The 12,795-nt window shown below is 57.3% G+C and carries 13 protein-coding genes and 1 tRNA gene; 9 read left to right on the top strand and 5 right to left on the bottom strand.

The window, feature by feature from the left end; genetic code table 11:
- Positions 1 to 242 precede the first annotated feature (242 nt).
- On the bottom strand, positions 243 to 857 hold the full coding sequence (gene msrQ, locus ACR0LY_RS15210) for a protein-methionine-sulfoxide reductase heme-binding subunit MsrQ (RefSeq protein WP_170352003.1): 615 nt from the start codon (positions 855 to 857) through the stop codon (positions 243 to 245).
- A gap of 4 nt (positions 858 to 861) precedes the next feature.
- Positions 862 to 1,764, bottom strand: coding sequence for a protein-methionine-sulfoxide reductase catalytic subunit MsrP (gene msrP, locus ACR0LY_RS15205; protein WP_170352004.1), 903 nt, complete (start codon positions 1,762 to 1,764; stop codon positions 862 to 864).
- Between the two features lie 306 nt (positions 1,765 to 2,070).
- On the opposite strand from msrP, the gene ACR0LY_RS15200 reads away from it, so the two are divergent.
- Positions 2,071 to 2,976: an alpha/beta hydrolase gene (locus ACR0LY_RS15200; protein WP_170352005.1), complete on the top strand. Its 906-nt coding sequence runs from the start codon at positions 2,071 to 2,073 to the stop codon at positions 2,974 to 2,976.
- A 48-nt stretch (positions 2,977 to 3,024) separates the two neighbouring features.
- On the opposite strand, the gene clpB is transcribed toward ACR0LY_RS15200, so the two are convergent.
- Positions 3,025 to 5,643, bottom strand: a complete 2,619-nt coding sequence (clpB, locus tag ACR0LY_RS15195) for an ATP-dependent chaperone ClpB (protein WP_170352006.1) — start codon at positions 5,641 to 5,643, stop codon at positions 3,025 to 3,027.
- Positions 5,644 to 5,772: 129 nt separating this feature from the next.
- A complete protein-coding gene (locus tag ACR0LY_RS15190) occupies positions 5,773 to 6,093 on the bottom strand; it encodes a hypothetical protein (protein ID WP_170352007.1) in 321 nt (106 codons plus the stop codon).
- A gap of 150 nt (positions 6,094 to 6,243) precedes the next feature.
- Here ACR0LY_RS15190 and pyrF point away from each other — a divergent pair, with 150 nt between their 5' ends.
- Both pyrF and ACR0LY_RS15180 read left to right on the top strand, forming a co-directional pair.
- Complete coding sequence (gene pyrF / locus ACR0LY_RS15185) at positions 6,244 to 6,948, top strand: orotidine-5'-phosphate decarboxylase (protein WP_170352008.1); 705 nt, start codon at positions 6,244 to 6,246, stop codon at positions 6,946 to 6,948.
- A 358-nt stretch (positions 6,949 to 7,306) separates the two neighbouring features.
- Entirely contained in the window at positions 7,307 to 8,560 is a 1,254-nt protein-coding gene (locus ACR0LY_RS15180; protein WP_170352009.1) for a DNA polymerase IV, read from the top strand.
- A gap of 2 nt (positions 8,561 to 8,562) precedes the next feature.
- Here the strand turns inward: ACR0LY_RS15180 and ACR0LY_RS15175 are convergent, their stop codons facing one another.
- Positions 8,563 to 9,423 carry an N-formylglutamate amidohydrolase gene (locus ACR0LY_RS15175; protein ID WP_170352010.1) on the bottom strand — a complete coding sequence of 287 codons (861 nt, stop codon included), beginning with the start codon at positions 9,421 to 9,423 and terminating at the stop codon, positions 8,563 to 8,565.
- Between the two features lie 148 nt (positions 9,424 to 9,571).
- Between ACR0LY_RS15175 and ACR0LY_RS15170 the strand changes: the two genes are divergently transcribed.
- The 6 genes from ACR0LY_RS15170 (at position 9,572) to ACR0LY_RS15145 (ending at position 12,681) form a co-directional block, all read left to right on the top strand.
- Positions 9,572 to 9,646: transfer RNA gene (locus ACR0LY_RS15170), tRNA-Val, on the top strand.
- 91 nt (positions 9,647 to 9,737) lie between these two features.
- Entirely contained in the window at positions 9,738 to 9,863 is a 126-nt protein-coding gene (gene ykgO / locus ACR0LY_RS15165) for a type B 50S ribosomal protein L36 (RefSeq protein WP_008755722.1), read from the top strand.
- A 184-nt stretch (positions 9,864 to 10,047) separates the two neighbouring features.
- The gene (locus tag ACR0LY_RS15160) at positions 10,048 to 10,425 is read left to right on the top strand and encodes a hypothetical protein (protein WP_170352011.1); all 378 of its coding nucleotides are present in this window, start codon (positions 10,048 to 10,050) and stop codon (positions 10,423 to 10,425) included.
- Entirely contained in the window at positions 10,415 to 10,930 is a 516-nt protein-coding gene (locus ACR0LY_RS15155) for a hypothetical protein (RefSeq protein ID WP_170352012.1), read from the top strand. Before ACR0LY_RS15160 ends, ACR0LY_RS15155 begins: the two co-directional genes overlap by 11 nt.
- A gap of 29 nt (positions 10,931 to 10,959) precedes the next feature.
- Positions 10,960 to 11,523: a hypothetical protein gene (locus ACR0LY_RS15150; RefSeq protein ID WP_170352013.1), complete on the top strand. Its 564-nt coding sequence runs from the start codon at positions 10,960 to 10,962 to the stop codon at positions 11,521 to 11,523.
- 141 nt (positions 11,524 to 11,664) lie between these two features.
- The gene (locus ACR0LY_RS15145) at positions 11,665 to 12,681 is read left to right on the top strand and encodes a Fe(3+) ABC transporter substrate-binding protein (RefSeq protein ID WP_170352060.1); all 1,017 of its coding nucleotides are present in this window, start codon (positions 11,665 to 11,667) and stop codon (positions 12,679 to 12,681) included.
- Positions 12,682 to 12,795 lie beyond the last annotated feature (114 nt).

The following is a 12,795-nucleotide window of genomic DNA, read 5'->3' as shown; positions in this document are numbered from 1 at the left end:
TCTCCGCCGTCTCCAGCGTCCCAACACCGCCTCAGCAGCGCCGGTGAAGGGGGTTCTAAGGTTTACCCAAACAACCCGCAAGTGGAAAATTCGACAAACTCGCAAAAAACCGCAGATTTAATTTTTACCCATATAAATCATAAGCTTAAATAACGTCATACTCCACGAAACCCGCAACACGCAGCGCATCCCACCTCGAATCTCAGCTTTTGAACAGGCTTACCCATAGACTCAGCGCCGAGTCAGATGGAATCGGCCTGACGCGACCGAGTCAGCACACCGGATATAGGCAAACGCAGTAGCAACAGGCCGACGATTGCAGACAGATAGACCAGCGGTTCAATCTGGAAGCCCTTGGCCAACATGACATAGTGCAGCCCACCCAGAATCGCCGCGGGAAACACCAGGCGCTGCAAGCTGCGCCATCGCGGACCCAATTTCCGCACCGACAGATTGTTCGACGTCACCGCCAACGGCAGCATCAAGACAAAAGCGGCCATGCCGACCGTTATATATGGGCGCTTAACGATATCCGCCCAAATCTGGCTGGGCACCTGCACATCCAACACAAGCCACACCAACAGATGCAGCGTGACATACGCAAAGGTCAGAACCCCAAGGGCGCGGCGGAACTTCAGCAGGTTCAGGCCAAGGAAACGCCGCAGAGGAGAAATCGCCAGCACACCAATCAGAAGCTGCAACGCCAACTCTCCGTACCGATGCTCCAACGCCTCTATCGGGTTTACGCCCAATCCGCCTGTCAGCCCCTGGTAAAACAACCAGGGCGCTGGAAGCGCCCCAATCAGGTAGACCGCCCAAGCGGGAATACGGCGTAATATATGATTCACCTGCTGCATAGACTTAATAGTATTGCGAAAGATCCATGCCTTCGTACAGCCCGGCGACCTCGTTCTCATAGCCGTTGAACATCAGGGTTGGGATACGCTTGGCAAAGAGACCGCCGCCGATTTCACGTTCCGAGGCTTGCGACCAGCGCGGATGGTTCACGTTCGGGTTCACGTTACTATAGAAGCCATACTCACGTGGCGCCGACATGTTCCAGCTGGTGGGTGGCTCTTCTTCTGTCAGAGTGATCCGCACGATCGACTTGATCGACTTGAAGCCGTATTTCCACGGCACCACCAAACGCAGCGGCGCACCATTCTGGTTTGGGATCGGCCGATCATAAATACCCGTCGCCATGATGGTCAGCGGATGCATCGCCTCATCCAAGCGCAGACCCTCGCGGTAAGGCCACTCCAGAATCGGGTAGCGCACGCCCGGCATCTCATCGGGGATCAAGGCGGTTTCAAAGGCCACGTATTTGGCCCCTTCCTGAACACCTGCCATGTTCAGAAGATCAGCCAGTTCGAACCCGTTCCACGGGATCACCATCGACCAGGCCTCGACACACCGGAAACGATAGATGCGTTCTTCGACCGTCATCTCGGACATGATATCCTTAAAGTCATAGTCGCCCGGATTGTCGACCAGGCCGTCGATCTTAACACTCCATGGTTCGGTGGTCAGCGCACCGGCATATTTGGCAGGATCATCCTTGCCGGTCCCGAATTCATAAAAGTTGTTATAAGACGTGATCTCTTCCCAGGTGTTCGGCTCCAGCGCTTCTTGCGCCGCCGCGCCGCGCGCCATCCCCGCCAGTCCGACACCTGCCAGCCCGGCCATAACCTGACGCCGGTTCAAAAACGCCGCCCTTGGGGTGACGTCCGCATGTGTCAATGTATTGGTCCAGCGATGCGCCATGTATGTCTCCGTTGTCAAAACACCTCGGGTATGAGGTAGATCGCTGATAGCACAGTGCCAAGGTAATGAGCGTCACGATTGAGCGACGAGATTGTAACGTAGTCGCCTGTAAGCGTGGGCTTCAGAACGTTCCCAACCAAGCTAAGCTTTGCAATTCAGGCCCGGAACGTGCAGGCTTTGCAATGGATCGACAGACGTAGTGCGGTGTTTTTGGGGAAACCGTCAAAGCATACCTGCATCCATTAGATCCCTTGCGCCTGCTGACATTGCGATATCAATGGTATGAACCACAGAAAAAACAAACCTATGCCCGCCCCCGCCGCAATCAGTGCCAAGGCTGCATCTTATGCCGAACAAGCCGCAATTCGGGATCTAACGCAGCCTCTTCCCGAAATGCGGGCTATGTTGCGAGAGGATTACGCAGACAGTTGTACCGCAGCCGTAGAAATGTCCGGCGTTGCACTGTCCGATGAAACAATTGGCGGTGTGCGTTGCATGGTTATCACTCCTGCCGAACCGCGCTCTGGCCGCAGGTTGGTCTATCTGTTCGGCGGCGGCTTTACCCTTGGCAGCCCGTTTGAGGATTTGCCAATCTCAGCCTGGCTGGCGGCCAAGACCGGCGCGGTTGTGATTGCACCGGACTATCCCTTGGCCCCCGAAGCGCCATACCCGGCGGCCCTTGATGCCTGCACCGCAGTCATCTCGTCTGTACTGGCCGAAACGCCTGGGGCTTGCCTGTGTGGAGAATCTGCCGGGGGAAATCTTGCATTGGCTGCAGTCCACAGAATGCGCGCAAATGGCGTTCCGTTACCAACGGCACTGGCCCTGCTTTCACCTTTTGTCGACCTGCAGAACAACGGGGACAGCGGACTGGCAGATCGCGACCCGTTTCTAAATCAGTCTGAAATCGACTTTTTCCGTGACTGTTATGTTGGCAAAGAGGTCGACCTGACAGCCCCTGACGTATCTCCGATTTACGGCCTCTTCGACGCAGACTTTCCACCCGTCTTTCTGACTTCGGGAACCCGCGATCATTTGTTGAGCGGTTGCGTGCGTCTGGATCGCCTGCTGCGACAGGCCGGCGCCGACTGCACCCTGCGTGTATGGGAGGGCATGTGGCACGTGTTCGAGTTTTACCCGGAGATACCCGAAGCCGATGCCTCGCTGACGGAAATCGCTGTTTTTCTGAATGGGCATTTTGCCAAGGTGTAAAAAAAAGACCCGCCACTTTGGCGGGTCTTTCTGGTTTCCAATCTCAGATCAATGCACCACGGCATCGTCCGGGCGGGGTCGATCTGACGTGCCCAGCCTGTCACCGATGATCAGACCTTCGGCTCCGGTGGTCACCGGGACAGTCTCGCCGTCCTTGATCTCGCCGGCCAGCAGGGCTTCGGCCAATGGGTTCTGAAGCGCGCGCTGAATCACGCGTTTCAGCGGACGCGCACCAAAGACCGGATCATAGCCTTCGTTCGCCAGCCATTCCTTGGCACCATCGTCCAGTGCCAGCTCGATCTTGCGGGCGGTCAGACGTTTCTGCAGGCGTGCCATCTGGATATCAACGATGCCATCCATATCGGCCCGCTTGAGCCGGTCAAAGATGATCGTTTCGTCCAGACGATTCAGGAATTCCGGCCGGAAATGCGCCCGGACCGCATCCATCACGTCGCGTTTGGCCTGCGCACTGTCCGCACCTTCGGGCAACTGGCTGAGCGCCTGAGAGCCGAGGTTCGACGTCAGAATGATCAGCGTCTGCTTGAAGTCCACGGTGCGGCCCTGACCATCGGTCAGCACACCATCGTCCAGAACCTGCAGCAGCACATTGAACACATCCGGATGCGCCTTTTCGACCTCGTCAAACAGCACGACCTGATAGGGCCGACGCCGCACGGCTTCGGTCAGCACACCGCCTTCATCATAACCGACATAGCCCGGAGGGGCACCGATCAGGCGGGCAACCGCGTGTTTCTCCATGAACTCGGACATGTCGATGCGCACCATCGCGTTGTCGTCGTCGAACAGGAAGTTTGCCACGGCCTTGGTCAGCTCGGTCTTACCCACGCCGGTCGGCCCGAGGAACAGGAACGAACCCAAGGGGCGGCCTTCGTCGTTCAGACCCGCACGGGCACGGCGCACAGCGTTGGCGACAGCAGTGACCGCCGCATCCTGACCGATCACACGGGAATGCAGATCGTCTTCCATCCGCAGCAGCTTCTCGCGCTCACCTTCCAGCATTTTCGAGGTCGGGATACCCGTCCAGCGTTCGACCACCGAAGCGATCTGTTCCGGACGCACCGTTTCCTCGGCCATCATGGCGTTGCTTTCGGCGTTCTCAGCCTCGGTCAGCTTTTTCTCAAGCTCGGGGATGACGCCATAGGACAGCTCACCCGCTTTCGCCAGATTGCCCTCACGCTTGGCGATCTCCAGATCGGCTCGTGCTTTGTCGAGCTGTTCTTTCAGATCACGCGCACCTGCCAGCTTATCGCGTTCGGCCTGCCATTGGGCGGTCATCTCGGCGGATTTCTCCTGCAGATCCGCCAGGTCCTTTTGCAAGGTTTCCAGACGATCCTTGGAGGCTGCGTCATCCTCAAGCTTCAGCGCTTCTTCCTCGATCTGCATCTGCAGAATCTGACGATCAAGTTGATCAAGTTCTTCTGGCTTGGAGTCTACCTCCATCCGCAGACGCGACGCCGCCTCATCGACCAAATCGATGGCTTTGTCAGGCAGGAACCGGTCGGTGATATAGCGATGCGACAGGGTCGCCGCCGACACCAGTGCCGAGTCCGAGATGCGCACACCGTGGTGCAGCTCATACTTCTCTTTAATACCGCGAAGAATGCTGATGGTGTCCTCGACCGTCGGCTCCTGCACCATCACTGGCTGGAACCGTCGCGCAAGGGCCGCGTCTTTCTCGACGTATTTGCGGTACTCGTCCAGCGTGGTTGCACCGATGCAATGCAGCTCACCCCGTGCAAGCGCGGGCTTGATCAGGTTGGCGGCATCCATCGCACCGTCAGATTTACCGGCACCGACTAGCGTGTGCATCTCGTCGATGAACAGGATAATCTCACCGGCGGCCTCGGTGACCTCGGTCAGAACAGCCTTGAGGCGTTCTTCGAACTCACCGCGGTACTTCGCACCGGCGATCAGCGCGCCCATGTCCAGCGCCAGCAGTTTCTTGTCCTTCAGCGATTCCGGCACATCACCATTGATAATGCGCAGGGCCATACCTTCAGCAATCGCGGTCTTACCGACGCCTGGTTCCCCGATCAGAACCGGATTGTTCTTGGTACGACGCGACAGAACCTGCATCGAGCGACGGATTTCCTCATCCCGTCCGATGATCGGGTCGATCTTGCCCTCGGCCGCAGCCTCGGTCAGGTCGCGCGCGTATTTTTTGAGCGCGTCATAGCCCTCCTCCGCCGACGCGCTGTCAGCGGTGCGACCCTTGCGGATATCATTGATCGCCTCGTTCAGTTTCTGCGCGGACACAGCGCCGGCATCCAAAGCGTCCTTGGCTTTGGATTTCACCATGCACAGTGCCATCAACACGCGTTCGACCGGCACAAAGCTGTCGCCCGCTTTGGTGGCAATCTTGGCGGCCTCGTCCAACACCTTGGCGGTCTGGCCGTCCATGTAAATCTGGCTTGCGTCGCCGCTGACCTTCGGGATTTTGGCCATCGCAGAATCCAGCGCCTCGACCACGCGGTTCGGCGCGCCACCTGCACGTGTGATCAGGTTGCTGGCCAGCCCCTGATCGTCATCCATCAATGCTTTCAAAATATGTGTGGGCTCCAACCTCTGGTGCCCCTCGCGCAGCGCAATCGTCTGCGCCGCCTGCACGAACCCCCGTGCCCGCTCGGTGAACTTGTTCAAGTCCATAGCATTCTCCTTTATCTCAAGCGCCCTGAATGTGATGCGCCCGCTTGGCGGCACGCTTCGGTCTGGGCCTCACATTCAATCTGGGAAATATCTTTGACGGTTCAAGAGGCTAAGCCGCAGAATCCGCACTTAACGGCGCGGTACGGAATAGACTGTATACCCTCCGGTTTTTGCGACTTGCCGTGCATTATACATGTCGACCAGTGATTGCGCCGCATCGCTGCCTGAGGGGCAGGACACAAGATCAGCCGCGTCATCCAGAAAATCGACGGTAAAGGCCGTTTCGCCGGTTAACTGGCAATCATCGTCGGTCGAACGATAGCCGCGCACAAGGCGCAGGTCCTGATTGGTCGGGGATCTGATGACTGTATCTGCGGCCTCTGGCTGCAACGGCATTTGCTGACAGCCAACCAAAGACAAAACAAACCCCACACCCGCAAACTGTTTCATGAGTCCCCCATCTTAAATGTTCTTTGTAACGGGAGGACCATAGCACACTCAGTCATGAGGAATGCGACTTCGATCAAACATCGGTCCTGCATGGACACAAGGCGCGGAACCCGTTAGGACGCAGACGTTTGCCAAAAAGGAGCTTGCCCCATGTCCGATGACCGCCTGATCGTTGCCCTTGATGTTCCAAACGCCTTGCAAGGTCTGGCCATGGCCGAGCGGCTGGGCGATGCCGTATCTTTCTACAAGATCGGGCTGGGTATGCTGACCGGGGGCGGGCTGGCCCTGGCTAATGAGCTGAAACAGGATCACGGCAAGCGCATTTTTCTGGACATGAAGCTGTTCGACATCGGCAACACAGTGGAAAACGCTGTGCGCGGGTTAGCACAGTTCGATCTGGATTTCCTGACCGTTCATGGTGATCCCCATGTGGTACGCGCCGCGAAAGAGGGTGCTACGGGCAAGGACCTTAAAATCCTCGCCGTGACCATCCTGACCTCGCTGAACCGCGACGATCTGGATGCCAGCCTGCTGAAAGAGGGCAACGTGCAGGAACTGGTGGTCGAACGTGCGGCACGCGCGCTAGAGGCCGGGGCCGATGGCGTCATCGCCAGCCCGCAAGAGGCCGCGCTAATCCGCGCCCTGCCCCAGGCCGAAGGTCGTCTGATCGTTACTCCAGGTGTCCGACCAGCAGGCGCAGCATTGGGCGATCAGAAACGTGTGGCCACCCCGGCCAGTGCAATCAGCGACGGTGCCGATCACATCGTTGTTGGCCGCCCGATCTATCAGGCACAGGACCCAAAAGCCGCAGCCCAGGCGGTTCTTGCTGAGTTAAATTCCTTGACACATCACTGACAAGTGCCACCAAATCAGCGAATTTCCGCGCAGAAACGGCTTGCAACCAGTTGACCTAACGTCACTTTCCGGCCCAACCGTGCCAAATCGCCGCTGTGCCCCAAAACACACATGAAAAATACGAGTTTCTCATGTGTGACCTCGGTCCTATCGAAATTGGCGGTTTTGCGCGATTCTAGGGGTGTGATACTCCCCGCGGACCCTCTCTTCCTGAGGTCCGTCACCTCCCCCCGCCACTTCGCGGGGGGTCTTCTTTCGGACATGACCCTGCTTTCAGTAATCGCTGGCATTTCGTGCCACAGCTGGGGCTGGTATAAGGAAACCACTAATTGAATCGCATGAAAGGCGGGAAGATTTCATGCCCGGTCTCTGCCGAGATTGCCTGACCACATTGACCGACGAACGGCGCTGCACTGCCTGCGGCAGCCCGCGGATCAAGGCGCATCCCGAGCTGTTTGATCTGTCCATCGCACATATGGATTGCGATGCCTTCTATGCTTCGGTCGAAAAGCGGGACAATCCCGAGTTGGCCGACAAGCCGGTAATCATCGGCGGCGGTAAACGCGGCGTGGTGTCGACCGCTTGTTATGTGGCGCGCATTCGCGGGGTGCGGTCGGCCATGCCGATGTTCAAAGCCTTGCAACTGTGCCCCGAGGCGGTGGTGATCAAGCCGCGCATGTCGGTCTATGCCGAAGTGTCGCGCGAGATTCGCAAGATGATGGACGAACTGACCCCGGTGGTCGAACCGCTATCGCTGGACGAGGCGTTTATGGATCTGTCCGGCACGCAGCGCCTGCATGGCGCGCCGCCTGCCGTTATGCTGGCGCGGCTGGTTCGGCGGATGAAGGATGAGTTGGGCGTGACCGGCTCTATCGGGCTGTCGCACAACAAGTTTCTGGCCAAGGTCGCCTCGGACCTCGACAAGCCACGCGGATTCTCGGTGATCGGAAAGGCGGAAACGGCTGAGTTCCTGTACGACAAACCCGTGCGGCTGATCTGGGGCATCGGCCCTGCCGCGCAGGAATCGCTGGATCGCGCGGGTATCCGCAGTTTTTCCGACCTGCTGCGCTGGGACCAAGAGGCGCTGACCGCACGGTTCGGATCAATGGGTTACCGGCTGTGGCATCTGGCGCGCGGGCAGGACAGGCGACGCGTCTCGGCCCATGAGCCGATAAAATCCATCAGCAACGAAACGACGTTTTTCGAAGATACCGCCAGTCTGGATATTCTGGATGGGCACATCTGGCGCCTTTCCGAAAAGGTGGCGGACAGGGCAAAGGCCAAAGGTTTGGCCGGGCGTGTTGTCACCCTGAAACTCAAACGAGCCAATCACAAGATCATCACCCGGCGCATTTCCCTGCGTGATGCCACCCAGATTGCCGATCGCCTTTATCGCACGGCCCGTGGCCTTTTCGACCAGGTTGGCGATCAGGGGCCATATCGATTGCTGGGCGTTGGCTTGTCTGATTTGTGCCCCGAAGCGCAGGCCGATATATCGGGCGATTTGCTGGATCCGGGAGCCACTCAGCGATCACAGGCCGAACGCGCCACCGACGAGATTCGGCGCCGTTTTGGCAATGATGCAATTGTGAAAGGCCGCGCGCTGCGCTGAGCTTACTCGGCCGCCAGGCGAACTGGATCATCGCCAATGCTGGCGATTTCCTGAATGATGTCGCGCAGAATCTCTTGAAACAGGGCAAAATTCTCATTCGGCACGATGTTGGCCTCGTCCATGTAAAGCGCCCGGTCAACTTCAATCTGCACCGCATGTTGCTGACGGGCGGGGCGGCCATAGGTCTGGGTCACATACGCCCCGGCAAAGGGCGCGTTGCGTGCCACGTTCAGCCCGGCGGACACAAAGGCCGCTTCGATCCGATCCACAACCTCGATCGAGGCTGACGCGCCAAACCTGTCCCCCAACACCACATCTGGTCGCTTGGATTTTGCGTTGCTGGCCATGGCGACCGCCTCATGCGGCATCGAGTGGCAATCGATCAGGATCGCCTGACCGAAGACGTCGAGCGATTCGGCCAACAAGGATTTGAGACGTGCATGATAGGGCCGCCAGCAGGTGTCGATGCGCAGACGCGCCTCATCCATCGTCAGCTTGCCGCGATAAATCGCGCGCCCATTGGCCACCACGCGGGGAATCACCCCCAACCCGGATGCCACCCGGGGGTTATGCCCGGAACGTCGCGCCCCTTGGACCAGTGCCGGATCCAGTTCCTCGGCACTGCGGTTCAGATCCAGATACGCCCGTGGCAACACTGCCGAGATCAACGGCGCGCCAAATTCAGCCGCCGCAGAAAACAGCTGATCTACAAAGGCATCTTCCGAGGATCGAATCACATTTTCACTTAGAACCGTGCGGTTCAACAGCGTTTGAGGGTAACTCCGACCACTATGAGGAGAAGAAAACACCACGCATGACGTGCGTCTGGCGGGCATGTCCAATACATAGGGGGCGTTCGGCATGGTGACTCCTTGTTCGCATTGAACATAGACCGGAAAATAGTTCTACCAAACCCCTTGAACCCCTTTGCGACTCCTTTTATAGACCCCGCTACCGGCGCGGGGTTCCGCGCCCCATTTCGTTATGGGGTAGGACAACGCAACGGGACGTGGGCGGTTAGCTCAGCGGTAGAGCACTTCGTTGACATCGAAGGGGTCACAAGTTCGATCCTTGTACCGCCCACCATGATTTCACTGTTCCGGGCTTCCGGGGCACCCGACTAACCCAGGCGCTGGCCACGTCCTTGATGAAGGCGCCGCAGATTGGAGACAGACCAATGAAGGTCAAGAACTCGCTCCGCTCGCTCAAGAACCGGCACCGTGATTGCCGTATTGTGCGTCGCAAAGGCCGCGTCTACGTGATCAACAAGACGCAGCGCAAGTTCAAAGCTCGTCAGGGCTAAGAACTGCACATAACCACTTAAAGAAACCGCGCCTTCGAGCGCGGTTTTTTTGTTTTCCAACTATGCGTTTCTTGCCTGCGCTCAGCCCCGTAAGGGGCTTGGCAAGTTTGATTTTGATATTTCGCGTTGTGATAGAGCGTTCTCGTGTTAACGTTCTCCGGATTTTCGATGACGGGAGGTCAACTTGGCCGACGGTGAAATACTCGGAACGACCCTGACCGATATGGTCGCGGATATTGGCAGGAGCGTGGCGCAAGCCGCCGAGCAACTAAGCCTCGACCAGTTGAACGCCCTAAAGAACTACCCGCAGGAGCTTCGCGACATGGGCATCCCACCGGTTTTCTATCACATGCAGGATGTCGATGTGGAATTGAAAGTCGTAATGGAGATGAGCACTAAGACGGAAGAAGGCAAGCGGCCCGCAATCATCTCGATCTTCATGGGACCGAAGTTGACCCAGACCGATACGGTCGACACCAAAAGTGCATCGACCATGCGCATGCGCTTTGCTCCGGGCCCAGTAGATGACAACAGGTCACCAGAGGACACCGATGGCACGTAAGACAGTTAAGGCCCCCAAGAGACCACCTATTGATGTACGCGTCACCGAATTGCCCGAAGCCTTTGCGACACTGTTGCAGTCACTTGCTGACCGTCTTACCGCAATGGAGCAGCGCGAGACCACTTTGCTTCAAACAATTTCGGACCTGCAGAATCGGATTGACGATCTGGAAGAAGGCGGCGGCGGCATGCTGATGGGCGCGGTGTCTCCGGTAACAAACCCGTTGGCCCAGGGTCGGTCAGAAATGAATTCGGGCGACGAAGACACTCAGGTTGTCGACGCTCAGGAATTTTCACAGGCACTGGGCGAACAGATTCTCGCCGGTTCAGACGGAAGCAGCGAGTTTACCATCGACAATGTAAAGGTCGAGGCCGTGGTCGGGCTGGGCCAAGATGGCAATAGGGCACAGATCGCAACCAACGCCAAGAAACAGGCGGTCAGCCAGAACGCATCGAAAGTTACGTTTTCGGTCCGAAGGCGGTCAAAAACGCAAATCATCGAGTGAACACAAATTTTTCAAAAGGAGTTTGAACAATGAGTATCGGGCAAGAACTGCTGAACGTTCCCTTTGCAGAAATGGTTCAAAAGCTGGCACTTTCGGTCGCTGAATCACAAAGCGAGTTGGATCGCCACTCGACTGATATGGCCAAATACATGGCCGATCAGAAAATCCTGCTTCCCGATCTCTCCAATCCCGACGGCCCCGCCAAAGAATTCAGCCTCGTGTCGATGGGATTCCTCCCTGCATTCTATGCGGTGCAGGAGGCCGAGATAGAGGTCAAAATGGCGATCTCGATGACCAAACAGACCGAAAAATCAGGTAGCGCTTCAGTGAAAGGCGGCTGGGGGCCCGTGGCGGCCCAGGTCAACGCCAGCTATTCCTCGCGCTATGCCTATAGTCAGGAAGGTGCAAGCAGGTTGACCATCAAACTCGCACCGGCCGATCCGCCGGTCATGCTGCAAAAATACATGGAAGCTGTAACTCAGGCCATGCTGACCAAGGAACCGGTACTGAGCGACGATCCGGAACCTGAGCCGGCGCCGTCACCCGCACCACCGCAACCGGAAGGAAGACAGAGCAAACAGCGTCGATCCTGACAGCAAGTGCGCAGCAGGAAAGGCGAGCGACATTTTGACCAACTAAATCTGTCAGATTTCCTTGCATCCCCCTCAGAATCGTTTAATTGACCAAATCAGTCGGGTTAATACCCGCCACGATTTTCAATGTTGGGACAAATGATGCTGAAATCCTCTACCTGCGTTGCCGCCGCTCTGATGGCTTTGGTTGCTACCTCTGCCGCCGCCGAAGGTGAACTGAACCTGTACTCGTCACGCCACTACGACACCGACGAACGTCTCTATTCTGATTTCGAAGAGGCGACCGGCATCACCATCAACCGTATCGAAGGCAAGGCCGACGAACTCATTGCACGGATGGAAGCTGAGGGCGCCAACTCGCCCGCGGACATCCTGTTGACCGTAGACACCTCGCGTCTGGCGCGGGCCAAAGACGCGGGCATTTTGCAACCGGTCGACAGTGCAGTGCTCGAAGAACGTATCCCTGCCAATCTGCAAGACAATGACAACCAATGGTTCGGCTTTTCGCAGCGTGGCCGCATTATCTTTTTCGACAAAGAAAACGTAGCCAACCCGCCGGCCACCTACGCCGATCTGGCGAAACCTGAATACAAGGGTCTGGTCTGCATCCGCTCGTCCAGCAACACATATAACCAAACGCTTCTGGCATCGATCATCACCCACGAAGGACCTGAAGCCGCCAAAGCCTGGGCCGAAGGCATCGTCGCCAACATGGCGCGCGATCCGCAGGGCGGCGACACCGACCAGCTGCGTGGCATTGTTTCGGGCGAATGTGATATCGCCGTGTCGAACACCTATTACTTTGCCCGCGCCATCCGCAAAGATGTCAAAGGCGTTTCGTCGGAAATCGACTCAATCGGCTGGGTGTTCCCTAACAACGACAGCACTGGCGCGCACATGAACCTTTCCGGGGCCGGTGTCGCCGCGAATGCACCGAACAAGGACAATGCGGTCCTGTTCCTGGAATACCTGGCCAGCGACTCGGCCCAGCAATATTTCTCGGCCGGCAATGACGAGTTCCCGGCGGTGAACGGCGTCGCACTTGCGGACTCGGTTAAGTCACTGGGTGAGTTCAAGGCAGATGAAGTGAACCTGTCCGAGGTCGCCAAGAACCTTCCTGAAGCGCAAAAAATCTTCAACGAGGCTGGCTGGAAATAACCCAGTGCACGAGACCTTAACACTTTGAAGGGCGCAGGAATTTCTGCGCCCTTTTTTATTGCATATTACATATTTTTGCAGAATAATCTCTATAATGAACGATATTCTCACATA

The organism is Ruegeria sp. BC5 (assembly GCF_056539205.1).
Note: the sequence above shows the minus strand (reverse complement) of the source record. Positions and strands in the feature narration are given on the sequence as shown.

What these genes read in the sequence shown, in the direction of transcription:
- msrP (WP_170352004.1), bottom strand. Translation starts at nt 1,764, where the DNA reads ATGGCGCATCGCTGGACCAATACATTGACACATGCGGACGTCACCCCA.
- ykgO (WP_008755722.1), top strand. Translation starts at nt 9,738, where the DNA reads ATGAAGGTCAAGAACTCGCTCCGCTCGCTCAAGAACCGGCACCGTGAT.
- ACR0LY_RS15175 (WP_170352010.1), bottom strand. Translation starts at nt 9,423, where the DNA reads ATGCCGAACGCCCCCTATGTATTGGACATGCCCGCCAGACGCACGTCA.
- clpB (WP_170352006.1), bottom strand. Translation starts at nt 5,643, where the DNA reads ATGGACTTGAACAAGTTCACCGAGCGGGCACGGGGGTTCGTGCAGGCG.
- ACR0LY_RS15145 (WP_170352060.1), top strand. Translation starts at nt 11,665, where the DNA reads ATGCTGAAATCCTCTACCTGCGTTGCCGCCGCTCTGATGGCTTTGGTT.
- msrQ (WP_170352003.1), bottom strand. Translation starts at nt 857, where the DNA reads ATGCAGCAGGTGAATCATATATTACGCCGTATTCCCGCTTGGGCGGTC.
- pyrF (WP_170352008.1), top strand. Translation starts at nt 6,244, where the DNA reads ATGTCCGATGACCGCCTGATCGTTGCCCTTGATGTTCCAAACGCCTTG.
- ACR0LY_RS15200 (WP_170352005.1), top strand. Translation starts at nt 2,071, where the DNA reads ATGCCCGCCCCCGCCGCAATCAGTGCCAAGGCTGCATCTTATGCCGAA.
- ACR0LY_RS15150 (WP_170352013.1), top strand. Translation starts at nt 10,960, where the DNA reads ATGAGTATCGGGCAAGAACTGCTGAACGTTCCCTTTGCAGAAATGGTT.
- ACR0LY_RS15190 (WP_170352007.1), bottom strand. Translation starts at nt 6,093, where the DNA reads ATGAAACAGTTTGCGGGTGTGGGGTTTGTTTTGTCTTTGGTTGGCTGT.
- ACR0LY_RS15155 (WP_170352012.1), top strand. Translation starts at nt 10,415, where the DNA reads ATGGCACGTAAGACAGTTAAGGCCCCCAAGAGACCACCTATTGATGTA.
- ACR0LY_RS15180 (WP_170352009.1), top strand. Translation starts at nt 7,307, where the DNA reads ATGCCCGGTCTCTGCCGAGATTGCCTGACCACATTGACCGACGAACGG.